Below are 25,887 nucleotides of genomic sequence, written 5' to 3' on the forward strand. Positions count from 1 at the left end.
GCGGCCCCCCCCCCCCAAGGGGGGGGTGTTTACCGGCCCCCAGGTTGGCCGGGGGGGCGTATACCCCCGCCCCCACTGGTGCTGCCGCTGCTGGGGCGCGGGGAAGGTCTCTGCCGAGCATGGCTCGGCACTACGCTCCCTCCCTTTGGCGCAGCCAAGGGGAGGGTTGGGGAGGGATTGGCGCTTGAGGCTCTTGGAGCAGTGTCAGCTGACCGCCTTATGGCCCTGGAGCGCCCAGAACCGCCCCTGCATCACTCGTCTTCGTCTTCATCATCGTCGTAATCGCCATCCGGGTCCGGATCGGCAAGCACGTTGATCTGCACATCGCCCAGCGTTACCTGCTGGCCGCCGCGGATCTTGCAGGCTTTGCGCAGCTCGACCACGCCGTCAACGCTGACCTGGCCGTCGGCAATGATCACTTTGGCCTCGCCGCCGCTGGTGACCAGATCGGTCAGTTTCAGCAGCTGCTTCAGCTCCACATATTCACGGTCAAGTTCAAAATCGATGGTCTGCATGGTGTTCACGGAGAAAAACGAGTGGTATTGTGCGTCATCGGCGACCCGTGCGGGTGCTCCAACAGGGGCCAAGCGGCGGCCGGTTGTGTTCGTAAGCTGAACGCAAATCAAGCCATGCGCGACAGCTGAGCTGTTTAGAGCGCACAATATGCGTCTTTTCGCCCGCCCGTTCGCGGCGGTGCCCCCGGAGTTACCATGTCCCAAGATACCCCCGCGCCGCTGCTGTTTGCAGATCTCGGCCTATCCGAGCCTGTGATGAAGGCAGTGGCCGAAGTCGGTTACGAGACCCCGTCGCCGATCCAGGCTGCCACCATTCCGGCAATGCTGGAAGGCCGCGACGTGCTCGGCCAGGCGCAGACCGGCACCGGCAAGACCGGCGCCTTCGCGCTGCCGGTGCTGTCCAACATCAATCTTTCCGCCACCAAGCCGCAGGTGCTGGTGCTGGCCCCGACCCGTGAGCTGGCCATCCAGGTCGCCGAGGCGTTCCAGACCTATTCGGCATCGATGCCGGGCTTCCGCGTGCTGCCGGTTTACGGTGGCCAGCCCTACGGCCAGCAGCTGTCGGCCCTGCGCCGCGGCGTGCACGTCGTGGTTGGTACCCCAGGCCGCGTGATCGATCACCTTGATCGCGGCACCCTGGACCTGTCCGAGCTGAAGACGCTGGTGCTCGACGAAGCCGACGAAATGCTGCGCATGGGCTTCATCGACGACGTCGAAGCCGTGCTCAAGAAGCTGCCGGAAACCCGCCAGGTTGCGCTGTTCTCGGCCACCATGCCGCAGCAGATCCGCCGTATCGCCCAGACCTACCTGCGTGAGCCGGTGGAAGTGACCATCGCTTCCAAGACCACCACCTCGGCCAATATCCGCCAGCGTTACTGGTGGGTGGCTGGCATGCACAAGCTGGACGCGCTGACCCGCATCCTGGAAGTCGAAACCTTCGACGCGATGATCATCTTCGCGCGTACCAAGGCCGGCACCGAAGAGCTTGCCACCAAGCTGCAGGCACGTGGCCTGGCCGCTGCCGCCATCAATGGCGACATGCAGCAGGCGCAGCGTGAGCGCACCATCGCCATGCTGAAGGAAGGCAAGCTCGACATCCTGGTTGCCACCGACGTGGCCGCCCGCGGCCTGGACGTGGAGCGCATCAGCCACGTGCTGAACTACGACATCCCGTACGACACCGAAAGCTACGTGCACCGTATCGGCCGTACCGGCCGTGCCGGCCGCAGCGGTGAGGCGATCCTGTTCGTCACCCCGCGCGAGAAGGGCATGCTGCGCCAGATCGAGCGCGCTACCCGCCAGCCGATCGAAGAAATGCAGCTGCCGAGCGTGGACGCGGTCAACGACCACCGCGTGACCAAGTTCATGGACCGCATCAGCCAGACCCTGGCTGCCGGCGACATGGATTTCTACCGCGACCTGTTGCAGCGCTACGAAGGCGAGCACAACGTGCCGGCCATCGATATCGCTGCAGCGCTGGCCAAGCTGCTGCAGGGTGATTCGCCGTTCCTGCTGACCCCGCCGGTGCGCGAACGCCGCGAGCAGTCGTTCGAGCGCAGCGAGCGCCCGGCGCGTGATGGCGGCTTCCATCGCCGTGACGAGCGCGGTGACCGTGGCGATCGCCCGGCCCGTTTCGAGCCGCGTTTCGAGCGTGCGCCGCGCCAGGACGATGGCGAGCGCGCACCGCGCCCGCCGCGTGGCGAGGGTGATTTCGAGTCGCGTCCGCGTCGCGAAATGCCGCCGCGCAGCGCGCCGGAGTTCGGCATGGAGACCTACCGCATTGAAGTCGGTCATACCCATGGTGTGAAGCCGGCCAACATCGTTGGCGCGATTGCCAACGAAGCCGGTCTGGAGAGCCGTTTCATCGGCCGTATCGACATCCATGACGGTCACTCGGTGCTGGATCTGCCGGCAGACATGCCGACCGACGTGCTGCAGCACCTGAAGAAGGTGTGGGTATCGGGCCAGCAGTTGCAGATGCGCAAGGTCGAGGCTGGCGAAGAGCAGGGTGGCGCAGCGACGCCGTTCAAGCCGCGCTTCGACAAGGGTGACGGCAAGCCGGGCGGTCCGCGTCCGGGTGGCCCGCGTGGCCCGCGTCCGGGCGGTCCGGGTGGTTCGCGTCCGGGTGGCTTCAAGCCACGCGGCCCGCGCAACTACTGATCCAGCCAGTCCAAGCGCGTTAACAGACAACCCCGGCATTGCCGGGGTTGTCTGTTTTGGCTGTTTGCCGGCCTGAGAGGACAGGCGGGGGCAAGAAGCGCAAGCCGGGACCGCCTTCACGTACTGCTTGCGCCGGGTTATTGCGATAATGCTGCCTATCCGCGTCGGGGAACGCGAAAGGGAATGTCATGGCAGAAGCGGGAGGGGCAGTTGCTGGCAAGCTAAGGCGTGGATGGGCCGTGCTCCTCTTGCTGTTGACGCTTTTCGCGCTGTGGCCGCTGCTGGGGAGTGCGCAGCCGCTGCAGGTTGACCGTGATTTTCTGATTGCCGGTGCCGCAACCGACGAGCAGGCGCCGCTGCGTGCCTGCAGCGCCGAGGCGTTGGCGCGGATGCGCCCGGCAATAGAAATTGCCGCTCCCGAAGGCGGCTGGTCCGGCGCACCGCAGGGTGTGGGCGTGTTCAACGTCTTTGCCGGCGAAGTGATGATCTACCACGGCGACCGCCAGGTCTGTGGCGACATGCAGGACGCCCGCACCCGTGATTCGCGGTTCCGCGCAGGCGTAGGCCTGGTGGTGGTGCCGAAGCAGGGCACGGTTGAGCCGATCCGGGTGGCCTGGGAGTCGCCGCTGAAGCCACGCTGGATTCCCACCGTGCACCTTGGCGCCCCCAGTCCGCTGCAGCAGCAGGACACCTTGCGGCTGGTGGTTCGCACCGCCTGCGTGGCCATTGCGCTGGCCTTGGCGCTGTCGGCGTTGATGGGCTTCGCTACCACGCGCGGGCGGGATTTCCTGGTCTATACGCTGGTCTGCGGGTTGCTGGTGGTCTGGCAGTCCGTATTGAGCGGGCTCAGTGGTTACCCCGAGCCATGGCTGCCGGTGGATGGCCATGCGCCGGTATGGATGGTCTCGGTATCCGCGCTCAGCTATGCGGTGATGGGCTGGGTGCTGTGGCGCATGTGCGGTGGCCGACGGCTGCTGCGTGGTTCGCGGCGCTGGATGCAGGGGCTGATGATCGTGCTGGCGCTGGTCGCGCTGGCTGCGCCGCTGATGCCTTGGCCGCTGCTGGCGTGGATGGCGGTGGCGCTGGATGACCTGTTCACCCTGATCTGCCTCACTGCCGTGGGCATCGCCATTGTTTCGGTGCGACGTGGCCATTTCCAGGCATTGGATGGCCTGGTGGGGGTGCTTCCGCTGTTGGTGATGGCGCTGGCGGACCTGATGGACAGTCGCCTGATGGTGGAATACCGGGTCGAGGCTATCCAGGTCTCGGTCACCTGGTTCCTGATGATGGCGGCCTATTCGCTCAACCGCAGCCTCAGCCAGCTGCGCCAGCAGCGTGATGAGATGCGCGAGCTTGCCGATACCGACACCCTGACCGGCCTGCCCAACCGCCGCGCTGGCCTGCGCCAGCTCGACCACTACATGCGCGAGGCCAAGGCCGCCGGGCAGCCACTGTCGATTGGTTTCCTGGACATCGATCTGTTCAAGCAGATCAACGACCGCTATGGCCATGATGGCGGCGACGAGGTGCTGGTCTCGGTAGCCGGGACGCTGCTGGCCGGCGTACGCAGCCGCAGCGACGTGATCCGCATGGGCGGTGAGGAGTTCCTGATCCTGCTGCCGGGAATCGGCGCCGATGCGGCGCGGCCGCGGCTGGAGCAGCTGCGCGAGAAAGTGACCGTGCAGGCGCGCGGGCTCAAGCACGAAGGCCTGGTGGTCACCGCCAGTATTGGCCTGGCCGAGCTGCAGTACCGCGACAGCGACGTGGCCGGGCTGCTGCGGCGGGCCGACAACGCCATGTACCAGGCCAAGCGCAGCGGCCGTGACCAGGTGGTAGATGCGCGCGATATCCGGGAAGTGCCCTGAACAAGCATTCCTGCCGCGCTGTTCCGGCCGCGGGCGATGGCGGATAATTCGCCGATGACAATTCGAATCAACAAGCACATTGCCGAAACCGGCTTCTGTTCACGCCGTGAGGCCGACCGCCTGCTCGCAGCACGCCGTGTCACCGTCAACGGTATCGTCGCCGGTACCGGTGCGGTGGTGGGCGAGGGCGACGAGGTCAAGGTCGACGGCCAGCCGCTGCGCGCCCGTGCGGTGCAGAAGAGTACCGGCCGCCGCCACGTCTATATCGTGCTGAACAAGCCGGTCGGCATCACCTGCACCACCGAAAGCGCGGTCAAGGACAACATCGTCGAGTTCGTTGGCCATGAACAGCGCATCTTCCCCATTGGTCGCCTGGACAAGGACTCGGAAGGCCTGATCCTGATGACCAGCAACGGCGACATCGTCAACCAGATCCTGCGTGCCGAGAACGGCCACCAGAAGGAGTATCTGGTGGCGGTCAACAAGCCGGTCACCGACGAGTTCCTGCGTGGCATGGCGCGCGGTGTGCGCATCCACAACGAGATGACCCTGCCGTGCCGCACCAGCCGCATCGCCAAGTACGGCTTCCGCATCATCCTGGAGCAGGGCTTGAACCGGCAGATCCGTCTGATGGCGGCCGAGTTCGGCTACCGCGTCACCCAGCTGCGCCGCGTGCGCATCGACAACGTCAAGATCGGTGCGCTGAAACCTGGCCAATGGCGCAACCTGAGCGAGCAGGAACTGCGCGGGCTGCTGCCGCAACAGCAGCAGTGGTGAAATGTGACGTGCTCACCGCGCCTTGCGCGCGGTGCAGCTAGACTTTGCTGCGCTGTCCATCCTGCCGCTTCGGAATCGTGCATGATCAAGCCCGCATTGCCCGCCAATGAAGTAGAACGTCTTGCCGCGCTGCAGCGCTACCGTGTGCTGGATACCGCCCGCGAACAGGAGTTCGATGATCTGGTCACCATCGCCCGCGCGATCTGCGGCACCCCGATGGGGGCGGTGACCCTGATTGACCAGGACAGGCAGTGGTTCAAGTCCCTGCAAGGACTGGATGGCGAGCAGACCCCGCGAGACGAGTCTTTCTGCGCACACACCATCCTCAAGCCGCAGGAACTGACGGTGGTGAACGACGCCCGCCAGGACCAGCGGTTCAGCGGCAACCCGTCGGTGTTGGGCGATCCGCATATCCGCTTCTACGCCGGCGCGCCGTTGCTGACCAGCGATGGTTACGCACTGGGTTCGCTGTGCGTGTTCGACTCGGTGCCGGCGGTGTTGGGTACGCCGCAGGCCGAGGCGCTGCGCGCGCTGTCGCGGCAGGTCAGCCGGATGCTGGAAATGCGCCTGCTGCGGCTTGAGATCGAACACCACCAGGTGGAACACGATTGGTACGAAGGCCGACTGGTGGAGTACTACCAGCAATTGGAGCAGCTCAATCTGGAGCTGTCCGAGCAGACCCGCACCGATCCACTGACCGGTCTGCCCAATCGGCGCGCGCTGTCCGCAGCGCTGTTGGAGTCCATCGAGCGCGCAGCGGAAGTGCCGCCGGCCGTTGCGATCGTCGATATCGACCATTTCAAGATGGTCAACGACATCCACGGTCATACCGAGGGCGACCGGGTACTGACCGAACTGTCCAGCGTGTTGAAGTCGCAGTTCGCCGGGCGTGGCATGGCGGCCCGTTACGGTGGGGAAGAGTTCGTGATCCTGATGCCGGACACGCCGTTGCAGCAGGCCGAGCTGCAATGCGAATACCTGCGCGAGTCAGTGGGTCTGCTGCCGATCGGCCTGCCGATCTCGATCAGCGTTGGACTGGCCGTGCACCGCAACGGTGAAGCCCCTGGCGAAACCCTGCGTCGCGCCGACGCCGCGCTTTACCAGGCCAAGGCAGAAGGCCGCGACCGGGTAGTGGTAGCCAGCTGAGCTGGCCGGGACAACGTGGCCTAGCTCCTTAGCCAGGGTAAGCGCAGTGCACCCGGGGAAACACCTGGCAGCGCAGGCAACCCACACCGCACAAACGAGGTCCTTTGCTCAAACGCTTGGGCTGGTATCGGAGGCAAGCCCCGGGTGCGCTGGGCTTGCCCGGGCTACCACAGCGGTCATCGATCAAGCTGCGCCGGAGCTTGCCGCCGCTGGTCGCAGGCGATTGAGTAGCGGGTGCAGGAACACGCCGCCGAGAATGATCGCTACGCCCAGATAAAACTGCGGCGTCAGCTCATGCTGTTCGCCAAGGAACAACATCGCCAGCAGGATCGCGTAGACCGGCTCCAGGTTGGTCACCAGCTGCACGGTGTAAGCACTCAGGTGCTTGAGCGCGACCAGCGCCAGCGCAAACGGCAGCAGCGTGCACAGGCCGGAAAGCGCCAGCAGCAACAGGCTGTCATGCAGGTTGGGGATCACCCACAGGTCGCTGGCCAGGGCGGGCAACAGCAGTGGCATGGCCGGTGCCAGCAAGGTCAGGGTCAAGGTGCCGGCACCCAGCTCCAGTGCGGTGACGGTCAGCGGATCGGCATGGCCGACCATGCGCTTGTTGAACGAGCCGAAGATGGCGACCAGCAGCGCGGAGACTGCACCCACCGCCACACCAAGACGCATGCCATCGGGCACGCCGCCGACCACCAACGCAACGCCGGGCAATACCACCACCCCCAGTGCCAGTTCGCGCATCTGGAATGGACGCCGCGCGATCCACGGCTCGATGACGGCGGTGAATACCGGCGCCAGCGCGATGCAGGTCGCGGCGACCGAGGCATTGGCCAGTTTCACCGCGCCGTAGAAAGTGAGCCAATGCAGTGCGACCAGCGCACCGATACCGGCGTAGCCCAGTACAAGCCTTGGGTTCAAACCCGATAGCCCGCGCCAGACCCGCGGCAGCAGTGCCAGCATCGCCACCACCAGCAACATGCGCCACCACACCAGCGGCAGGGCGGGCAGGGTGATCAGCTTGCCAAGAATGGCGGTGACGCCCCATAGCAGAACGCAGAAATGGATCTGCAACAGGGCCTTGCGGGTGTCGTTGGTAGGCATCGGCCTATTGTCGCCGATGCGGATGCGCAACGCTGGCGTACTGGCTTCAGTTTGTATCGATCAGCCGCTGCAGTTCGCGTGCAGCCGAGGGGTTGCGGTGCTTGGCGGCGCTGATGAAGTACAGGAACACCTCGCGCGGCGCGGCGGGTGCAGGTGGCGCTGCCACATGCGGCAGATCGGCCACGTCATCGCCCTTGCGCCAGCAGCGGATGCGTTCGGCCCATTGGCTCAGTTCCTGTGCCGGATAGCCGGTGCTGTGCTCATCCCGGCTGCCCATGAGGCGGGCGTAGACGAAGTCACCCGAGAGGTCTGCGGCGTTGGGGTAGTCGGCGGAATCGGTATAGACCAATGCGATGCCGTGCTGGCGGATCAGTGTCACCAGTTCGGCATCGAAGCAGCCTGGATCGCGGACTTCCAAAGCATGTCGCTGGCGGCGCCCGTTGACCTGCGGCGGCAGCAACTGCAGGAAGGCGGCAAGATCCTCGCGATCCAGCGTGCGTCCGGATTCGAACTGCCATACGAGTGGGCCGAGGCGATCACCCAGGTGGCTGATGCCTTCGATGAAGTCGTCGATCTGCCCACCGGTACTGGCGAGCTTGCGCGCGGTGACAATGCGCTTGGGCGCCTTGGCAGAAAACACGAAGCCTTCAGGCGTGGCGTCGCGCCAACCGGCGTAGATATGCGGCTTCTGCGCGCCGTAATAGGTGCCGTTGATCTCGATGCTGGTCAGCTGCTGGCTGGCGTATTCCAGTTCACGGCGCTGCACCAGCCCGACCGGGTAGAACATGCCGCCTCGCCAAGGCACGTAGGTCCAGCCACCGATGCCGATGTGCGCACCGGGCATATGCGATGCGCTCGCAAACAAGTCGTTCAAAGCTAAGCCCCGATGTCATGTGGGAGCGGCGTAAGCCGCGAAGCCAGCAATGTAACCGCACAAGGTAGTGCCGAGCCATGCTCGGCAGGGGCCCTGCCAACAATCCCAACCGCTACGTGGAATGCTTCTGCCGAGCATGGCTTGGCACTACACGCAATCCCAACCGCCACGGGTAACGCTTCCGCCAAGCATGGCTCGGCACTACGCGCTGGGGGCCCAGGGGTCGTAGCTGCCGAACCACCACAGGTGTCCTTCCGGATCGCGGCAGGCATAGCCGCGGCCGCCGTAGTCCTGGTCGGCGATGTCGATGACAACTTCCGCCCCAGCCGCCTTGGCCTGCGCGTAGTGCGCATCGGCATCGCTGACGATCACGCAGGCGCTCTGTGTCTCCATGCCGCCCACCTCATCGGGTTGAATCATGTTGCTGCCCCATTCGCTGGGCTGCACCGATCCAAGCATGATCATGCCGTTGCCGAACACCAGCTGCGCGTGATGGACGACATCGCCATCCTGGTACACCGCATGGCGCTGGAAGCCGAAGGCCTTGCACAACCAGTCGATGGCGGCGGGCGCATCGCGGTAGCGCAGGCAGGGAATGATGGTGGCGGTGGTGCGGGCGGCGAGGTCCATGGTCGCGTCTGGGCAGTTGCGGAAAGGCGAGGGTGGGCGCGCTCGCGTTACCATCGCGAGAAGACCGGCCCGCGGCCGGCATCAACACCAAGGGAGAGCGCATTGAATAGTTGGTTGGGTGGCGGGCTGGTGCTCGCAATGGGCGTGGTGGCACCGATGGCCTCGGCACAGGAGACAGTGCCGACGGAATTGCAGCAGTTGGATGCCACGGTGGAACGCGTGCGCCAGCAGTTCGACGTACCCGGCGTGGCGGTGGCCGTGGTCAAGGACGGCAAGGTGATCCTGGAGCGTGGCTGGGGCCTGCGTGAACTGGGCAAGCCCGAGCCGGTGCAGGCCGACACCCTGTTCGCCATTGCCTCCAATACCAAGGCGTTCACTGCCACTTCGCTGAACCTGCTGGCCGAAGAGGGCAAGCTGAAGATGGACGACCGGGTCGTCGATCACCTGCCGTCGTTCCGCATGTCCGATCCCTATGTCACTGGTGAGATGCGCATCCGCGACCTGCTCTCGCACCGCAGCGGGCTGAGCCTGGGCGCAGGCGACCTGTTGTTCTGGCCAACCACCCGTTACAGCAATGCGGAAGTGGTCGCGCGGCTGGCGCAGGTGCCGCTGAAGAATGGTTTCCGTGACCGCTATGCCTACGACAACATCCTGTATGCGGTGGCTCAGCAGGTGATCGAGAAGGTGTCCGGGCAGTCATTTGCCGACTTCCTGCAGCAGCGGATATTCAACAAGGTCGGCATGAGCGAAACCCGCTACAACGCTGACCATCTGCAGCCGGGCGACAAGGCCGCCGTTGGCCATGCCAAGTTCGATTTCAAGGACCTGCGGCCGGTGCCGCCGCTGACCTGGTCGAACAATGCCGGCGCCGGTGGTATCTATTCCAGCGTGCATGACCTGGCCAAGTGGATGAATGTGCAGCTGGCCGAAGGCAAGCTTGCCGATGGCACGCCGCTGTTCACCGAGAAGACCCAGCAGCAGATGTGGCAGATGCAGATCCCGCAGGTCGTGCCCAAGCCGTCGGTGCCCGAGCTGGCACCGGCACGGCCGAACTTCGCCGGTTATGGCGAGGGCTGGAGCCTGAGCGATTACCGAGGCCAGAAACTGGTCTGGCATACCGGCGGTTGGCCGGGCCAGGTGTCGCGCCTGACCCTGGTGCCCGAACAGAACCTCGGCGTGGTGGTGCTGACCAACCAGGAATCCGGTGCCGCCTTCAATGCGATCACCATGAGCGTGCTCGATGCCATGCTTGGTGCGCAGGGCAATGACTGGGTCGCCGCCTACGCCGCTGGCGTGGCCAAGGCGCAGGGCAATGCCGACGAGGGCTGGGACAAGCATGTGGCCGCACGCGACGCCAAGAGCAAACCGTCGCTGCCGCTGTCCGGCTATGCGGGCACCTATCGCGATGCCTGGTACGGCGATGTGTTCGTCGAGCAGCAGGGCGGCAAGCTGCGTCTGCGCTTTGGCGCGACCGCTGATCTGGTCGGCACGATGGAGCACTGGCAGCACGACACCTTCATCGTGCGCTGGGACAACCGCTCGCTTAACGCCGATGCCTTCGTCAATTTCAGCCTGGATCCGGACGGCAAGGTGCGTGAGGTGCGGATGCAGGCAGTGTCCTCGTTGACCGACTTCAGCTTCGACTTCCAGGACCTGCTGCTGAAGCCAAAGGCGGATTGAGCTGCTTGTAGGAGCGGCGTAAGCCGCGAAGCAGATGGATCATCAGCTTGCAGTTGATCAGGGCTGTGGAAGCAGTGCCAGCTTCGCGGCTGACACCGCTCCCGCAACCCGCCATGTCTTGCTGCTCATACTTCCATACATCGTCTAGACAGACACAACACAGGCCGCGATGGGACAATCGCGGCCTGTTCTGGTTTTACAGGCCGTGGCGATGCTGCGTTGGTTCGAGTCCCTGATTCCCGTATTCCCGCCGCTGGATACCCGTACGCCGCCGCGCGGCGTGGTGCGTTTCTATCTGCATTACCTGCGCCCGGTGTGGCCGGTGCTGCTGGCCACGCTGATCGCTGGCTTGTTGCTGGCGCTGGTGGAAGTGGCGATGTTCGACTTCCTAGGCCGCATCGTCGACATGCTGGCCAGTGGCTCGGGGCCGGGCTTCTTCCAGCGCAATGCCAGCGAGTTGTTGTGGATGGCAGGCATCACCTTGCTGGCCAGGCCGCTGCTGGTGGCATTGCATAACCTTTTGGTCAACCAGTCGATCGTGCCGGGGCTGAGCAATCGTTCGCGCTGGCTGATGCACAACCACGTGGTGCGGCAGAGCCTGAGTTTCTTCCAGAACGATTTCGCCGGCAGCGTCGCCAACCGGGTGATGCAGACCGGCACGTCGCTGCGCGAATCCGCCGTGCAGATGGTCGATTCGCTGTGGTACATCGTTGTCTACACAGGCACTGCGTTGTATCTGTTTGCGCAGGTGGATTGGCGGCTGATGCTGCCGCTGGCGATCTGGTTGGTCGCCTATGTATGGATTGGCGTGTACTTCGTGCCACGCATGAAGCACCGCGCGTGGATTGCATCCGATGCGCGTTCGCGGGCGATGGGCCGTATCGTCGATGGCTATACCAATATCGCCACGCTGAAACTGTTCGCACACAGCGGACACGAGCAGCGCTATGTCGCCGAGGCCATCCAGGAACTGGTCGAGAAACACCGGGCGCAGACCCGCATCACCACCGGGCTGGAAATGGTCATCGCCATCCTCAATGGCTTCCTGATCGTCGGTACCTGTGCACTGGCCTTGTGGCTATGGCAGGACAGCCTGATCAGCGTCGGTGCGATCACCTTGGCAACTGGTCTGGTGATCCGCATCCACAACATGTCTGGCTGGATCATGTGGACCATCAACGGCATCTTCGAGGACATTGGCACCGTGCAGGACGGCATGGAGACCATTGCCCAGCCGCTGAGCGTGCAGGATGCGGCCGATGCCAAGCCGTTGCTTGTCACTGCTGGCGCGGTGGATTTCCAGAACGTGCATTTCCACTACGGCAAGCGCGGTGGGGTGATGGCGGGTTTGAACCTGGCGGTGAGGCCGGGCGAAAAGATCGGCCTGGTCGGGCCTTCAGGCGCCGGCAAATCCACCCTGGTCAACGTGCTGCTGCGTCTGTACGACCTTGAGAGCGGCAAGATCCTGATCGATGGCCAGGACATCGCCCACGTCACCCAGGACAGCCTGCGTGCGCAGATCGGCGTCGTCACCCAGGACACCTCGCTGCTGCATCGCTCGATCCGCGACAACCTGCTGTATGGGCGTCCGGATGCCAGCGAGGAACAACTGCGCGCCGCCGTTGCCAAGGCACGCGCCGAGGGCTTCATCGATTCGCTGGTGGATGGGCAGGGCAGGCAGGGCTACGACGCCCATGTCGGTGAGCGCGGGGTGAAGCTGTCCGGCGGCCAGCGCCAGCGCATCGCCATTGCCCGCGTATTGTTGAAGGACGCGCCGATCCTGATCCTCGACGAAGCCACCTCGGCATTGGATTCGGAAGTGGAGGCGGCGATCCAGGACAGTCTGGATGAGCTGATGGGCGACAAGACCGTTATCGCCATTGCCCATCGTCTCTCGACGATTGCGCGCATGGACCGGCTGGTGGTGATGGATCAGGGTCGCATCGTTGAGACCGGTACGCATGCAGAGCTGGTCGCAGCGGGGGGCTTGTATGCACGGCTGTGGGCGCGGCAGACCGGTGGCTTTGTGGCTGCCGAGGGCTGAGGCACGCGGTAGCGGGCTTACGGTAGTGGGGGGGGGGGGGGGGGGGGGGGGGGCCGCCCGGGGCGCCCGCGGCTTCGGCCGGGGGGGGGGGGCCCGCACGCGGGGGGTTTTGGGGGGGGGGGGGGGGGGCGCGCGGGGGCGGGGGGCAGTCGCTCGGGCCGCCCGGGCCGCCCCACTACGCTCCCTCCCTTTCGCGCAGCGAAGGGGAGGGTTGGGGAGGGGTGAGCTCTTCGCGGTGTGTTGGATTGCTGGCTTCGCGGCGTACGCCGCTCCTACAGCGGTGCTTGCCGCATGGCCGGGAAAGCTCCTGCCGAGCATGGCTCGGCACTACCTGCGCTTATGTGGCGCTGATGCGCGCAAGCAGCAGGCCGGCCACTACTACGGCGATTGCGACTACCACCATCAAGGCGAACAGCCAGCCACGACGACCTTGCCGTTGCCGTGTCGCCATGGCGGCATTGAACATGGCAACACGCTGCTGTTCGCTGGCCGCAATGACGGCCCTGGCCTTGGCCGAACCTTCATCGGCGCCCAGTCGACCGGCCTTGATGTCATCGGCAATGACTTCCAACTGCTGCATCACTTCGAACTGCAGCTTCTGCAGTTCCACTGCGGTGTCGTCATGGGTGGACAAGTGGGAACCCTCGCGGTTGGGGTCAGGCAGAAGGAGACTGCAAGGCGTGCCGGATCACCCGTGACATGATCGCCGGGTCATCGCTGGACAGATGGTTTCCAAGCCGTAACAAGCCGATGCCGAAGCAAGGCATCAGCAGGCCCGGCAGTACCGCGGGCAGGAGCATCAGGTCAAACCTGCCCAGCTGCAGTGCGGCCACCGTGGTCCACAGTACGCAGAAACCAAACCAGAAAAACATGAAGACGATAACCAATGGCGGCAACGCATACGCGCCGCGCAGCTCGCAGCCCTGCGTGGTTGGGTGCAGGCTGCCGCGGAAGTGGGGCTTGAACGAATTCCGCATCACTGTCCGGTGGTAAATATGTACGCGCTTGTCGTTTATCGAGCCTGCGACGCTACCGGTGGCGGTCAGGTTGCCTCGTGCGGTGGCGGCACGCAGTGCCTGCACGGCCTGCTCGGGTGAAAGCGGGCTGGTGTATGCGGCTTGCGTGCGTGGGAACAGCCAGGTCCAGAAAGACATGCGGTCTATCGCTGCGGGGGCAGAACACGATAGCGGTAGAACCGCGCTTTGCCTATTGCAGGCTGCTGTCACCCTTGCGCATGGCTTTCTTGACCAAGGCAGTGATCTTCTTTTCGACCTCGGGGGTGAGTTCGGCAAGGGCGAAAGAGGTCGCCCACATCGGGCCGTCATCCAGCATCGCCGTATCGTTGAAGCCCAGCGTGGAATAGCGCGCGCCGAACTTGCTCGCGCCCTGGAAGAACAGCACCACTTTGCCATCGCGCGCATAGGCCGGCATGCCGTACCAGGTCTTCGGCGTGAGCGACGGTGCAGTGGCGGAGACGATGGCATGCAGGCGTCGCGCCATCTGCTGCTCGGCGGCAGGCATCTCGGCAACCTTGGCCAGCAGCTCGGCTTCGCCGTCGGCTTTCAGCTTGCCGGCCTTGGCCTCGGCCTTGAGCTCCTTCGCGCGCTCTTTCATCGCGGCCTGTTCTTCAGCGGTAAACCCAGCGGATCTGGACGCGGCCATGGATGTTCCTGCAATGAGTGGAAGGGCAGGGCTTTGTACCTCAAGCCCGATGTGCAGATGTGAAGCGACGGAGTTGGTGCTCAGCAGTGTGTAGGCAGGTTGCTGGCAGGCCAAGCTTGATGGCCTAACCAGCCTGCCCGAGCTCGCGTTCGATGCGCTTGTCCGGAATCAACCAGAGCAAGGCTGCAGCTGCGTAGACCAGTTGTGCCAGATGCGCATTGGCGAAGCTCAGTGCAATACCGCTGATGTAGAGCAGCGGCGACAGCTTGCCTTTCCAGTCCTTGCCCAAGGCATGTTGCAGGCGCGAGTTCTCGCCGTCGGCGGCGACGATGCTGCGCTGCAGGATCCAGTACGCGACGGCTGCCGCCAACAGGATGCAGCCGTAAAGCACACTCGGTAGCGGTTGCTTGTTGAAATCGTCCATCCAATGCGTGGCGAACGGCAGCAACGACAGCCAGAACAACAAGTGCAGGTTGGCCCACAGGACGCTGCCGTTGACCTTCTGGCAGGCCTGCAGCAGGTGATGATGGTTGTTCCAGTAGATGCCGACATAGACGAAGCTCAGCAGGTAACTGAGCAGGGTGGTCAGCAGCGGCCGCAGCGCGTCCAGCGTGGCACCTTCCGGCGGTCGCATCTCCAGCACCATGATGGTGATGATGATGGCCATGACGCCATCACTGAACGCTTCCAGTCGGCCCTTACCCATCGCTGGCTCCCATCCGCATTGGCGAAGAATTTCGTGCCGAACGCTAGCACGAGGTACCGTCGAGGCCGTGTGTGCGGTTCGGCTGGACCAGCCAGCGGGGCAATCTGCGGGGCGGCACGGGGCGTTACAGCAGGCGTGTACCCAGCGGGACTTCATGTTCCGGCATGCACAGGCTCACCCGTCCTTCGGCATCGTGGAATCCGGTCACCAGGCATTCGGACATCAGCGGGCCAATCTGTTTTGGCGGAAAGTTGATCACTGCCACCACCAGTCGCCCGATCAGCTGTTCGGGGCTGTAAAGCGCGGTGATCTGTGCGCTGGACTTGCGGGTGCCGAAGTCCGGGCCGAAATCCACCTGCAGGATGTAGGCGGCTTTGCGGGCGGCGGCGAACGGCTCGGCGGCGATGACGCGGCCGACGCGTAGCTCCACCTTGCTGAAGTCGTTCCAATCGATGGTCTGCATGGAGGTTGCCCGGGGCTGGAGGGAGTTGGTATTGCAGGCGAGGTGGACCGGTACCTGACGGAGGTTGTGATCGTTCGTATCAGTGGCCTGCGCCGGTGCGGTCCAGCTGCATCTCCATCGGCTGGTAGATGATTCCCATGGACTCGCCCACGTCGCCGCTGCAATGAAATCCGTAACCGAGGTAAGCGGGCACCGAAGGCAGAGAGGCGCTGACGGTCAACACATCCGTCCGAACGTGCTTGATGGCTTCGGCGACCAGGCGGCGTCCAATGCCGTGGCGCTGCAGTTCAGGGGTGACGAAAAGCATTGCGATATGCTGCCCCTGCTTCAGCTCGATCAGGCCCACAGTTTGCCCGGTAATCTCCGCCAGCCACATCAGGTTGTCCGGAGCGATGCGGGCTGCGAAAGCTTCAGCGGCGGCGACCTTGCGGAAGGTGGCGATTCCTTCCTCACTGAGAGTGGAGGCAACCGAGTCCATGAATGCGGCCATGCAAAGCCTGCTTGCGGCATCGATGTCGTGATGGCTGAGTGGCCGTATGTCCAATGGCTTGTCCCGTAGTTCGCTGCTGCTTGTCGGCGCAGCGGTGGTCAGGCTTTCTTCAATGCCATGCCGACGCTGGCTGGTGCGGTCAGTGCGAAGCCGTATTGCTGGTAGAGACGGTAGGCTTCGCCATCCGCAAGCAGGCTGACGTAGGCCGAGGCGGGTACCTCACGTTCCATGTAGCCCTGGATCTCGCTCATGACTTTCTTGCCCAGGCCAAGGCCTTGATGTTCGGGTAGCACCGCAATATCGACCACCTGGTAGAAGGTGCCGCCATCGCCGATCACCCGGCCCATCGCCACCGCTTGTCCGGCACACAGTATCTGTACCGCGAACAGCGAGTTGGGCAGGCCGCGGCTGGCGGCTTCCACCGTCTTGGCGCTGAGTCCGCTGGCCTGGCGCAGGTGTCGGTAGGTCTCCACGGTAGGAATGTCGTGGCTGATGCTGTAGTGGGATTCGCTCATCGTCGCGTCCGGAGTGCTGGGGTACAGGGCGGGTGGATATCAGGCCGGCAAGGCGATTGGCACATAGACTTCGTGCCAGAGGTTGACCTTGCCGGCTTGGTTGAATTGCATCAACAGCATCGCGCGGAACAGCTCGACGCGCCCATCCACATGACTGATCCACGCGCGCATCGAGAACACCACCGAAGCACCGTCGACGATTGCATGGTCGACCTGGTAATCGATGCCGGCCATGTCAGCCTTCATGCCAACGAGGAATTGCAGGTAGTTGCTGCGATCTGCTTCGTACCTGCGTCCGTTGGGCTCGACGATGAAGTGTTCGGCGAAGCACTCGCCGATGATTGCCTCGGTCAGCACCGATGCGTGGTTCAGGTGTTTGCGGTTCCATGCCAACACGGCGTGTGCGAGCTGGAGATGGTGATTCTGGTCAGCCGTCATTCGATTGCTTCGACATCGGTGGAAGTTGGGCCGGAGTTATGCCGTAGTGCCAGGCCGGCGATGTCCGGTGTTGGCGATGATGCCACGACGGCATGGATACGGCGCCTTTCTCCAGCCATTGCGCTGGCGCAGCAGGGATGCCGTCAGCGCTGGCCCGTGCGTTATCGTGGCGATGGCTTCGGTGCCAGCAAGTGTCGCGCGTGCTGGATGCTGTGATCGAGCAGGTCGTCACCTTCGGCAATTGCTGCCACGGCTTGCAACATCGTGATGCCAATCGCCTGTTCGCCATAGGCCAGTTCCATCTCGCCGTCAAAGCAGAGGTCGGCGACAGCTTCTGCGCGCGGGCCGGGGGATTGCCGCATGAGCTTTCCAAGGTAAGCGGCGAGGGTTGCCTCGGCTTGCGCAACCTGGCCATCCAGCAGCTGTCCGATCGCGCCGTCGTACGCCTTGCGGCGGAAGGACGGCAAGGGGCGGCCGTGCTCATCAAGTACGCTGTCATGGAGCATCGCATGGTGCCGCTCCCGTCTGGCCAATGGCGACAGGACGTAGGGAATCGCGGCTTGTTGCAGCAGTCGCTCGGCTTCATCCAGCTTGTTGAACTTGAGACGCAGAAAATCCGCGCGGGTGAGCTGCGCCGACAGGCTTTGCTGGTTGTAGTTGAACCAGGCGTTCCAGGAGATGCGCGCGCGTCCTTCCAGCAGGTCCTTGAAATAGGCGAGGTGATCGGGGTGCATGGCCATGGAGCAGTTGAGAATTGAATGCGTTGGTGGCGATGCGCGCGTCAGTGCCTGGTCTCTGCGTACACGGCGGCAACCTGGGCAAAGTCCGGGTTGGACATGCCCATGCCATTGACGTACACCGCCGGTGCGCCTTGCCGGAACACCTGCATGGTGCGCTCCACGCCTTCCCGCTGTTCGACGCTGGGGTTGCTGATCTCAAAGGAAATCGAGTCGCCCCTTCTGACCGGTATGCCTTTTGCCTGCAGCGCCGAGACCAATGCATCGGCTCGTCTTGCACGCTCCGAAGGGCAGTTCGGCGGCGCCAGCACCAGCACGGTATTGCGTGGCGTGCCGCCAGGCATTTCCACGGGGATGAACGCGTTCTTCTCGAATGGGATGCTGACGCTGGTTTCGCTGTGATCGGTGGGAGTCCGTTTGATCCACCAGTTGAGTCCGCCTGCCAGGCCCAAAACGATCAATAAGATGCTGCGCCAGCCCATGATGCCTCCTGCATTCCTGTCCAGATAACCTTTTATCGCGTGGGTGAAGGCTTGGCAATGCGGTGGGTTTGGAGCAGGCCACTTCCGCCGCGGATGCGGAGGATGCCGCTACTCGTCTGTGGGAGCGGCGTGAGCCGCGAAGCTGATAGCAATGAAGCTGCGCACAGTGGTGTGATCTGATGGCCAGCATGCTTCGCGGCTTACACCGGTCCCACAAAAAAGAATCCGACGCCGGTGGATTGGCGTCGGATTGCTGGTGGCTCACCGCCTGGGCGAACTGCATTGCAGGCATTGCGCAGCTGGTGGAAAGGCGTGCCCTGCGCCCGATTATGGCAGCGGCGGTGGATTGCCGGGCATGGAGTGAGCGGTGGCGGTGGCTGGCGATTCTGAGCCGCCGAGCACGGCCTGGGCGATCAGCTTGTCCAGACGGCGCACATCCAGGCCCTTGTTGAGGTTGACCTTGATATGGCCGGCCTTGGTCCAGAGTTCGATCTCGGAGTTGAAGTTGAACAGGCCGTGGCCGTTCTCCGAGGACCACATGTAGATCGAGGAATACGGCAGCGAGTAGATTTCCACTTTCTTGCCGGTGATGCCCTGGGCGTCACGCACGATCAGCCGCTTGTTGGTGAATACCGCTGAATCACGGAACGTCTTGTAGGCCGCCACGGCGGTTTCGCCGGTCACGAGGATGTCGTTCACGTCCTGTGGAATCGGGCATTCCGATACCAGCGTCCATGCCAGGATTGCATTTGTTTCCATGTTGAAGCCGTCCCCCGTGATAGTTGGTTGTTTGCAGCGCAGGCGGAATTGTAGGCGGCGCATGGATCAGGGCAATAGGCCGGAATGCATGCATGTTGGAAGTGCGGGCGCTGCGGACGAACGCTCCTGCAAGGTGAGCACCTGTAGTGCCGAGCCATGCTCGGCAGGGACTTCACCGGCAACGCTGCAGACGAGCATGGCTCGGCAGGGGCTTCAGCGGTAATGCTGCAGCCGAGCATGGCTCGGCACTACGGGGGCAAATGCAAAAAAAGCCCGGGCACTGCCCGGGCTTTTCAGTAGTCAACTCGACCGACCTTACTCGATTGGCTGTTCCAGCATAAGCTGGCGTGCGAAACGCACCGGCGGTGCGCCGTAGGACAGCATCTGGTCGTGGTAGGCCTTCAGGTTGAAGTTGGCACCCTGCTTTTCCTGCACGGCCTTGCGGGTGTCGAAGTGCTCCTGTGCACCGACGAAGTAGGTCGGCAGCTGGGCGGAGGTGAGCTGCGCGCGCACCCACTTGCCGGAGGCTTCGCTTTCCTGCTGGAAGGCGTCGTGGGTCATCAGCTGCATGGCCTGCTCGCGGCTCCAGTTGTCCACGTGCACACCTTGGTCGAGGATGGCATTGGCAATGGTGCGCAGGTAGAACTTCAGCTGCACCAGGTGGAACAGCGGGTCATTATCCAGGTAGCCCTGTTCCTGCATCATGCGCTCGGTGTAGACCGCCCAGCCTTCGGCGAACAGGCCAGAACGCAGTACCGCGCGTAGGGTCGATGGGAACTTGCCCGAATGCCAGCCTTCCAGGTAATGGCCCGGGGTGCCTTCGTGGATGGACAGCAGGTGGATCATGCGGCTGTTGTATTCGCGCAGGAAGGAATCCACCTGCTTGTCGTTCCAGTCGTCCGGAATCGGCGAGACCGCGTAGAAGGTCTTCAGGTTCTTGTCCAACGGGCCCGGCGAGTCGCAATAGGCCACGGCCACGCCACGCTGGAATTCCGGCATCAGGATGATGTCGACCGGTGCGTCGGGCAGGGTCATCAGGTCATGCTTGCGCACGAACTCGGTGGACTGGTCCAGCGCGGCCTTGGCATCGTCCACGACCTTGTCGCGGGCCGGCTTGTCGGCATAGGCCAGTTCCAGCGCGGCTTCGATCGCCTTCTGCTGCTGGTCGTCGGTCGGGTTGGCCGGCATTTCCGGTGCGCCCGGCTTGTCCTTCAACACCACCTGGGCGATGCCGTACATGTCCTTGCGCACGCGGGTCAGCTCGGCGCGGGCGCGCTCGCCGATCTCGGCGCGCGACAGCGAGGAGTTCAGCGAGAACTTCAGCTTCTGGTCGTACTTCTCCGCACCGATGCGGAACTCGCCCTTGGCGTTCGGCACCAGGGTCTTGTCCAGCCAGGTCTGCTGTTCTTCGACAGCGCTGGTCAGCGTTGCGATGGCGGCCTTCAGGCGTTCCTGGTCGGCGGCTTCGAGCTGGCCGATGTTGGGCACGATGAAGGTTTCAACCAGGCTGAGGATGCCGCGGTTCTGCTTGGCCACGGTTTCGGCGTGGATCTTCGGCACGCGCGCTGGGTCCAGGTTGGCGCGGGCGGCGGCGAAGATCTGCGGGATCAGTTCGATGCGTGCGGTGGCCGACTTCAGGCGCTCCGGCAGCGGCGCGAACTCGCGTGCCATCAGGCCGTAGATGGCGCTGCCGGCCAGGCCGTTGTAGACCTGCGGATCCCACTTCCACGACTGCATGGTTTCGTTGGACCAGATGTCCGACTGCAGCTGGTTGCGCAGGATGGCGGCGTCCACCTGGTTTTCGCGGCCGAGCTTGCTGACGTCGAGCTTGTCCAGCTCGGCGAGCAGGGCCTTGCTGGCCTCCAGGCTCTTCTGCTGGCCGGCGGCGCTGAGGTCGTCGAGCTGGCTGTCGTAGCGGTGATCACCGATCTGGGTGGCGCTGACCGGGGACAGCTGCATCCAGGTGTCCAGCGCCTTCTTCGACAGCTCGGCAAACTGAGCGTCGGCCTGGGACTGCCCGGCCTGCTCGGTGGAGGTGGACGGAGCGGTCGGGGCGTCACCGCTCTGGCAGCCGGCGAGGCTGGCGAGCAGGGCGGCGGCGAGCAGGTGCTTGCGCATCGGTGATCCTGTTACTGAGGGAATCCCCGAGCATAGGCGGAGCGGGCAGGGGCTGCACCTGCCGTTGGTTGGGCAAAGCTTGCCGAAATGGGCGATTCAGCTCGGGTGGCAAAGGTAGCCCGGGTATGCGCAGCGCGCCCGGGTTCTTGGTTCATCCGGCCTACCGAATCCCCGGGTGCGCTGCGCTTACCCGGGCTACCCGGCTCTGCACGAATTTTTAGCCTTCGTATTCAGCCAAGTCGCTATGCTGCCGCCACGAAACTTTTTGGGAACATGGAAGCATGAAGCAGTTGCATGGAAGTACCCTGGCCCTGGCACTGGGCGCCCTGCTGGCGCTGGCCGGCTGTGCCAAGCATGAGATGTCGGCTGAAAGCGCGGCCGTTGCCGCCGATGCGGTGCAATCTCCGGAAGGCGCATTCCTGGCCTACGAGCACACGGTGCAGCTGCAGTTGCCGGGCAAGGACATCGCGCCCCGTGTGAAGGCGGTATCCGACGCTTGCCAGAGCGCCAAGTTCGGCGACTGCGCGGTGCTCAACGTGTCCCAGCAGGGCGGCGATACGCCTCGCGGCTCGATCAAGGTGCGGGTTGCGCCCAAGGGCGTGGAGCCGTTGATCGCATTGGCCAGCGACAAGGGCGAGGTAACCACCCGCAACACCGAGGCCGAGGACCTGGCCCAGCAGGTCGCCGATACCCAGTTGATGCAGGATCGTTTGAAGGCCGAGCATGAGCGCCTGCTCGAGTATCAGCAGCGCAAGGATCTGGCAGTGGCGGATCTGCTGACGATTTCGCAGCGGCTGTCGGAAATCGAAGCAGGCCTGCAGCAGGCCAATCGTGATTCGGCGCAGCAACATCGCCGCATCGATACCCAGCTGGTGACGATCAACATCGAATCGACCAACAGCCAGCGCAACCGCAGCGAGATTGGCCGGGCGTTTGGCGATTTCGGCGAGATTTTCACCACCAGCGTGGCTTATGTGATCCGCATTGCCGCGGGCCTGCTGCCGTTGATTCTGGTTGGTGGCTTCCTGGCGTGGTTGCTGCGCCTGTGGTGGCGCCGCCGCAAGAAGAAGTAATCATTAGGCTTTGTGGGAGCGGCGTAAGCCGCGAAGCTGATGATCTGAAACGACGTCGGTTTCGCGGCCAACAGATGAACCTTGGGAAATGCAGCTGATGGCTTTTGAGGGAGCGGGGTCAGCCGCGAAGCCGATGATCTGAAACACCGTCAGCTTCGTGGCTGACGCCGCTCCTACAACGGCTGGCATCAGCCATGCAAGTGCAGTTCGGGAATGCGCTTCTCGTGCGCAGCAAACAGGTCCTGGAACTCTTCCTCGTTGAACTCATCGGGCAGATAGACCGCCACCTGGCTGCTGACGCCATTGGCATCCACGCGCTCGCGCGGCCCGGCCCGCAATGACACTTCGCGGTCCTTCCAGGTAGCGACCCACGGGGTTTCATCCCACTGGGTCACTTCGGCGTTGTCTGCATCCCAGATCACAACAATCGTAAACATGGCGTCTCAACTCTTCAGGGCGCGGTGTTCGCTGGTGATGGTTGCACCTTCGCCCATCACCTTGGTGACCGGTGTGCGGGTGGCTACGTCCAGTAGTCGTTCCCATTGTTCGCCAGTCAACGCGCCGGTAGCGGAAAGAATGCGGTGCACCTGCAGCTTACCGGCTTCATCGCGGCTGGAGGTGAGATCGGCGTTGAACTCACCCAGCTCCCAACCTTTTTTCTCTGCATACATCCGCAAGGTAATCGCGGTGCAGGCGGCCAGCGATGCCAAGTACAGATCGAACGGCGCCATGCCCGCGTCCTGCCCACCCAGCCGGGCAGGCTCATCGGCAACAAGCTGGTGGACGCCGTTGCTGATGCGATGGGCGTAGTTGCTTCCCGTTGATTCAATGGTGACGTGTGCCATGGCAGCCTCCTTCAGGACGAACCGCCAAACTACTGCGATACAGGCAGCTCCGGTAGTCACCGTTTATTGCCTGCATCGTCCCAAGGGTTGAACGATGCACGTGTTTGCCTAGACGCTGTAGTGCCGAACGTTGCCCGGCAATGGGTATTCCCGGCAAGGCATTTGCCGAGCATGGCTCGGCACTACGGGTTGGGTGGCCGGTAAAGCCTCTGCCGAGCATGGCTCGGCACTACAGGGATGCCTTTTAGCGGATGCGTACCGGCAACGGGATGTTGCACAGGTCGATATGGCCGGCGGCACGTTTGTAGAAGCCGTCCACGCGGTTGCGGCGCGCTTCCACCGCATCGGCGAAGGTCTTCGAGTCGGTGCGCAGCACCTGCAGCTTTACCCGTTGAGCTTCCGGCAATTCGCTGGCCAAGGTAATTGCCTTGATCTGCGTGCGCTGCGCGGGGTCTTCGTAGAAGCCCATCGGATCGGGGCCGCGTTTGATCGAGCTGAGCAACTCCATGCCCTTGAGCACGCGCCCAACCAGGGTGATGTTGCGGTCCAGCTGGCGCGGCGATTGGCCGGTGACCACATAGAGTTCTGCACCAACGCTGCTGTCCTCATCGTTGTTGCGGCCCGCGCCAAGTGCACCATAGCAATGCGCCAACCAGGCATTCTTGCCATCGCTACCGACGGCGAAGTCGCCGACAAAGCCGGTCCTGCTGGCCCAGCCATCGCGGTCGGGCAGGGCGGTGAAGGGCAGGCCTTCCAACGGGCGCTGGAACTCTGCCGGCAGGTGGGTCTTGGCGCTGCCCATCGACTTGGCCTTGGCCGCATCGTCGGCATCGGCGTCGCCAAACTGCACCACGAAGTTGTCCTGCGAGCGGTAGATGCTCAGCCCATCCCAGAAATGCTCTTTGGCCATCGTGCGGATGTTGCCGGCGTGCTCGGGGGCGAACTGCGGTGCCAACTCGATGATCACGCGGCCGCCTTCCACATCCATGTACAGCGTGTTCTCGGCTGCCGGGGTATGCCAGTCGCTGGCCGGGGCGGCATCGATGATCTCCTGCGCGCTGCGGTACTTGGCGGGGGCGTCGGCGGCCAGCAGTGGCAGCGGGGACAGCGACAGGGCCAGCGCAAGCAGGCAGGGACGTAGCGTCATCGGGCGCATTCCAGTTGGGTGTTTACCGATTCTGCGCGATTGCCCGTGCCGCCCGCCAGCCTCATGACCGTGGTGGGGGTGACTACCGGCATATTCACTATAGCGAACTAAACACTAGTATCTACCTCACGTTAGTCGGCAGGAGTGAGGGCCATGACTGAATTGGATGCATATCTGCGCAAGTTCCAGAAGGAATTGAGCACAGGCACGGTGTCGCTGGCCTTGCTGGCGGTGCTGGCCAAGGCGCCGGAGCCGCTGTACGGCTATCTGATTGCCAAGGAGCTGGAGCGGGTTGGGGATGGCGTGCTGAGTGGCAAGCAGAGCGCCTTGTACCCGGTGCTGCGCAACCTGGAAGGCGCTGGCCTGCTGGAAAGCCATGTGGAGCCGTCGGTGGCTGGACCGCCGCGGCGCTACTACCGCATCAACGACGACGGTCGTGCCGCCCTGCGGCAATGGATCGCTGCCTGGAACGCCACCCGCGACTCGGTCGAGTCGGTACTGGAAGGAGTCAACTGATGACTATCGAACTCAACGCGCGGCCGCTGCCGACGACGATTCCCGAATACCTGGACCAGCTGCGTGCCGCATTGAGCGGCGCTGATCTGGCGATGATCCAGGACGCGCTGTACGACGCCGAGGAATACCTGCGCTCGGAGCTGGCCGAACAGCCGGGCAAGAGCGAGGCCGAGGTGATTGCAGGCGTTGCCGGCAGCTACGGTGCACCGGAGGAAGTTGCGGAGATCTATCGCGAAACCGAGGTCACGGTGAACCGCGCGATGCGCACGCCACGGCCTGCAACGCGTCCACTGCCTGTAATGGCGATGGCGGCAACGGGCGCCACGGCTTCGTCCGTCGAGCAAGGCGCTGCGGCATCGGTTGCTGCGCCGGTACAGCGTTCCTTGCTGGCACGCTTCTTCGGTGTTGCGCTGGATCCACATACCTACGGCGCGCTGTTCTACATGCTGCTGTCGTTGGCCACCGGTATCTTCTTCTTCACTTGGGTAGTCACCGGTTTGTCGCTGTCGGTATCGCTGCTGATCCTGATCATCGGCCTTCCGATCCTGCTGCTGTTCCTGGGCTCGGTGCGGGTCTTGTCGCTGGTTGAAGGCCGCATCATCGAAACCATGCTGGGTGTGCGCATGCCGCGTCGTCCGACCTATACCGATCGCAGCCAGGGTTGGTTGCAGCGCATCGGTGCGATGTTCTCGGACGGCCGCACCTGGCTGACGATGCTGTACTTCGTGCTGATGCTGCCGCTGGGCATCCTGTACTTCACCGTGGCGACGACCTTGCTGTCGACGTCGTTGGCCTTGGTGTTCGCACCGGTTGCAGCGCTGGTTACCAATGAGCCGATTGGGCTCTGGATCGACGGCATCAATGTTGGCAATGCGTTCTGGTTGTGGCCGGTGTCGGTGGGGGTAGGTGTGCTGCTGCTGTTCGGCACACTGCATCTGGCACGAGGCGTTGGCAAACTGCATGGCGCGATGGCCAAGCATCTGCTGGTGCGGTTGTAAGCACGACGGGATGATGGAATGCAGACGAGGGCGCCGATGGCGCCTTTGTTTTGTAGTGCCCAGCGATGCGAGGCACAAACCACCCACCCAAAACCGCACCGCAAGGGCGGGGGGGGGGGGGGGTGGGGTTTAGGTGGCAGATA

28 protein-coding genes are annotated in these 25,887 nt (G+C 63.7%); 9 read left to right on the forward strand and 19 right to left on the reverse strand.

Features of this window, described 5'->3' with window-relative positions; genetic code table 11:
• Positions 1-251: 251 nt before the first annotated feature.
• Entirely contained in the window at positions 252-515 is a 264-nt protein-coding gene (locus ACVOLV_RS16830; RefSeq protein WP_481555392.1) for an RNA-binding S4 domain-containing protein, read from the reverse strand.
• A 195-nt stretch (positions 516-710) separates the two neighbouring features.
• Between ACVOLV_RS16830 and ACVOLV_RS16835 the strand changes: the two genes are divergently transcribed.
• The 4 genes from ACVOLV_RS16835 to ACVOLV_RS16850 all read left to right on the forward strand — a co-directional run bounded on the left by ACVOLV_RS16835 (position 711) and on the right by ACVOLV_RS16850 (position 6,463).
• A complete protein-coding gene (locus ACVOLV_RS16835; protein WP_481555393.1) occupies positions 711-2,675 on the forward strand; it encodes a DEAD/DEAH box helicase in 1,965 nt (654 codons plus the stop codon).
• Positions 2,676-2,914: 239 nt separating this feature from the next.
• A complete protein-coding gene (locus ACVOLV_RS16840) occupies positions 2,915-4,540 on the forward strand; it encodes a sensor domain-containing diguanylate cyclase (protein ID WP_481555394.1) in 1,626 nt (541 codons plus the stop codon).
• A gap of 54 nt (positions 4,541-4,594) precedes the next feature.
• Positions 4,595-5,317, forward strand: coding sequence for a pseudouridine synthase (locus ACVOLV_RS16845; protein WP_481555395.1), 723 nt, complete (start codon positions 4,595-4,597; stop codon positions 5,315-5,317).
• An 81-nt stretch (positions 5,318-5,398) separates the two neighbouring features.
• Positions 5,399-6,463, forward strand: a complete 1,065-nt coding sequence (locus ACVOLV_RS16850) for a GGDEF domain-containing protein (RefSeq protein WP_481555396.1) — start codon at positions 5,399-5,401, stop codon at positions 6,461-6,463.
• A 183-nt stretch (positions 6,464-6,646) separates the two neighbouring features.
• Here ACVOLV_RS16850 and ACVOLV_RS16855 read toward each other — a convergent pair whose 3' ends face one another.
• The 3 genes from ACVOLV_RS16855 to ACVOLV_RS16865 all read right to left on the reverse strand — a co-directional run bounded on the left by ACVOLV_RS16855 (position 6,647) and on the right by ACVOLV_RS16865 (position 9,071).
• Complete coding sequence (locus ACVOLV_RS16855) at positions 6,647-7,567, reverse strand: DMT family transporter (protein WP_481555397.1); 921 nt, start codon at positions 7,565-7,567, stop codon at positions 6,647-6,649.
• A gap of 46 nt (positions 7,568-7,613) precedes the next feature.
• Positions 7,614-8,441, reverse strand: a complete 828-nt coding sequence (locus ACVOLV_RS16860) for a DUF72 domain-containing protein (protein WP_481555398.1) — start codon at positions 8,439-8,441, stop codon at positions 7,614-7,616.
• 201 nt (positions 8,442-8,642) lie between these two features.
• The gene (locus tag ACVOLV_RS16865) at positions 8,643-9,071 is read right to left on the reverse strand and encodes a VOC family protein (protein ID WP_481555399.1); all 429 of its coding nucleotides are present in this window, start codon (positions 9,069-9,071) and stop codon (positions 8,643-8,645) included.
• Positions 9,072-9,173: 102 nt separating this feature from the next.
• Here ACVOLV_RS16865 and ACVOLV_RS16870 point away from each other — a divergent pair, with 102 nt between their 5' ends.
• Together ACVOLV_RS16870 and ACVOLV_RS16875 are read left to right on the forward strand one after the other, a co-directional pair.
• A complete protein-coding gene (locus ACVOLV_RS16870; RefSeq protein ID WP_481555400.1) occupies positions 9,174-10,751 on the forward strand; it encodes a serine hydrolase in 1,578 nt (525 codons plus the stop codon).
• A gap of 211 nt (positions 10,752-10,962) precedes the next feature.
• Positions 10,963-12,795, forward strand: a complete 1,833-nt coding sequence (locus ACVOLV_RS16875; RefSeq protein ID WP_481555418.1) for an ABC transporter ATP-binding protein — start codon at positions 10,963-10,965, stop codon at positions 12,793-12,795.
• Between the two features lie 337 nt (positions 12,796-13,132).
• Here the strand turns inward: ACVOLV_RS16875 and ACVOLV_RS16880 are convergent, their stop codons facing one another.
• The 12 genes from ACVOLV_RS16880 to ACVOLV_RS16935 form a co-directional block, all read right to left on the reverse strand.
• Positions 13,133-13,429, reverse strand: coding sequence for a hypothetical protein (locus tag ACVOLV_RS16880; RefSeq protein ID WP_481555401.1), 297 nt, complete (start codon positions 13,427-13,429; stop codon positions 13,133-13,135).
• 22 nt (positions 13,430-13,451) lie between these two features.
• Positions 13,452-13,949 carry a hypothetical protein gene (locus tag ACVOLV_RS16885; RefSeq protein ID WP_481555402.1) on the reverse strand — a complete coding sequence of 166 codons (498 nt, stop codon included), beginning with the start codon at positions 13,947-13,949 and terminating at the stop codon, positions 13,452-13,454.
• 52 nt (positions 13,950-14,001) lie between these two features.
• A complete protein-coding gene (locus ACVOLV_RS16890; RefSeq protein ID WP_481555403.1) occupies positions 14,002-14,457 on the reverse strand; it encodes an iron chaperone in 456 nt (151 codons plus the stop codon).
• Between the two features lie 124 nt (positions 14,458-14,581).
• A complete protein-coding gene (locus ACVOLV_RS16895) occupies positions 14,582-15,163 on the reverse strand; it encodes a TMEM175 family protein (RefSeq protein ID WP_481555404.1) in 582 nt (193 codons plus the stop codon).
• 124 nt (positions 15,164-15,287) lie between these two features.
• Entirely contained in the window at positions 15,288-15,626 is a 339-nt protein-coding gene (locus ACVOLV_RS16900; RefSeq protein WP_481555405.1) for a tRNA-binding protein, read from the reverse strand.
• Positions 15,627-15,705: 79 nt separating this feature from the next.
• Positions 15,706-16,116: a GNAT family N-acetyltransferase gene (locus ACVOLV_RS16905; RefSeq protein WP_481555406.1), complete on the reverse strand. Its 411-nt coding sequence runs from the start codon at positions 16,114-16,116 to the stop codon at positions 15,706-15,708.
• A gap of 98 nt (positions 16,117-16,214) precedes the next feature.
• Entirely contained in the window at positions 16,215-16,631 is a 417-nt protein-coding gene (locus tag ACVOLV_RS16910) for a GNAT family N-acetyltransferase (RefSeq protein ID WP_481555407.1), read from the reverse strand.
• A gap of 39 nt (positions 16,632-16,670) precedes the next feature.
• Positions 16,671-17,069 carry a hypothetical protein gene (locus tag ACVOLV_RS16915; protein WP_481555408.1) on the reverse strand — a complete coding sequence of 133 codons (399 nt, stop codon included), beginning with the start codon at positions 17,067-17,069 and terminating at the stop codon, positions 16,671-16,673.
• A 161-nt stretch (positions 17,070-17,230) separates the two neighbouring features.
• Entirely contained in the window at positions 17,231-17,809 is a 579-nt protein-coding gene (locus ACVOLV_RS16920; RefSeq protein WP_481555409.1) for a hypothetical protein, read from the reverse strand.
• A 41-nt stretch (positions 17,810-17,850) separates the two neighbouring features.
• Positions 17,851-18,288, reverse strand: a complete 438-nt coding sequence (locus tag ACVOLV_RS16925) for a hypothetical protein (RefSeq protein ID WP_481555410.1) — start codon at positions 18,286-18,288, stop codon at positions 17,851-17,853.
• Positions 18,289-18,615: 327 nt separating this feature from the next.
• Positions 18,616-19,047: a PH domain-containing protein gene (locus ACVOLV_RS16930; RefSeq protein ID WP_481555411.1), complete on the reverse strand. Its 432-nt coding sequence runs from the start codon at positions 19,045-19,047 to the stop codon at positions 18,616-18,618.
• Positions 19,048-19,362: 315 nt separating this feature from the next.
• Entirely contained in the window at positions 19,363-21,165 is a 1,803-nt protein-coding gene (locus tag ACVOLV_RS16935; protein WP_481555412.1) for a DUF885 domain-containing protein, read from the reverse strand.
• Positions 21,166-21,446: 281 nt separating this feature from the next.
• Here ACVOLV_RS16935 and ACVOLV_RS16940 point away from each other — a divergent pair, with 281 nt between their 5' ends.
• Positions 21,447-22,238, forward strand: a complete 792-nt coding sequence (locus ACVOLV_RS16940) for a DUF4349 domain-containing protein (RefSeq protein ID WP_481555413.1) — start codon at positions 21,447-21,449, stop codon at positions 22,236-22,238.
• Positions 22,239-22,426: 188 nt separating this feature from the next.
• On the opposite strand, the gene ACVOLV_RS16945 is transcribed toward ACVOLV_RS16940, so the two are convergent.
• The 3 genes from ACVOLV_RS16945 to ACVOLV_RS16955 form a co-directional block, all read right to left on the reverse strand.
• Complete coding sequence (locus ACVOLV_RS16945) at positions 22,427-22,675, reverse strand: hypothetical protein (RefSeq protein WP_481555414.1); 249 nt, start codon at positions 22,673-22,675, stop codon at positions 22,427-22,429.
• 6 nt (positions 22,676-22,681) lie between these two features.
• Positions 22,682-23,083, reverse strand: coding sequence for an OsmC family protein (locus ACVOLV_RS16950; RefSeq protein ID WP_481555415.1), 402 nt, complete (start codon positions 23,081-23,083; stop codon positions 22,682-22,684).
• A 244-nt stretch (positions 23,084-23,327) separates the two neighbouring features.
• Positions 23,328-24,230, reverse strand: a complete 903-nt coding sequence (locus ACVOLV_RS16955) for a peptidylprolyl isomerase (RefSeq protein WP_481555416.1) — start codon at positions 24,228-24,230, stop codon at positions 23,328-23,330.
• Between the two features lie 153 nt (positions 24,231-24,383).
• Here ACVOLV_RS16955 and ACVOLV_RS16960 point away from each other — a divergent pair, with 153 nt between their 5' ends.
• Together ACVOLV_RS16960 and ACVOLV_RS16965 are read left to right on the forward strand one after the other, a co-directional pair.
• Positions 24,384-24,746 carry a PadR family transcriptional regulator gene (locus tag ACVOLV_RS16960; protein ID WP_303746967.1) on the forward strand — a complete coding sequence of 121 codons (363 nt, stop codon included), beginning with the start codon at positions 24,384-24,386 and terminating at the stop codon, positions 24,744-24,746.
• On the forward strand, positions 24,746-25,744 hold the full coding sequence (locus ACVOLV_RS16965) for a sensor domain-containing protein (protein ID WP_481555417.1): 999 nt from the start codon (positions 24,746-24,748) through the stop codon (positions 25,742-25,744). The genes ACVOLV_RS16960 and ACVOLV_RS16965 overlap by 1 nt, the downstream gene beginning before the upstream one ends.
• The last annotated feature ends 143 nt before the right edge of the window (positions 25,745-25,887 follow it).

It is taken from the genome of Stenotrophomonas sp. STEN023 (assembly GCF_056760135.1).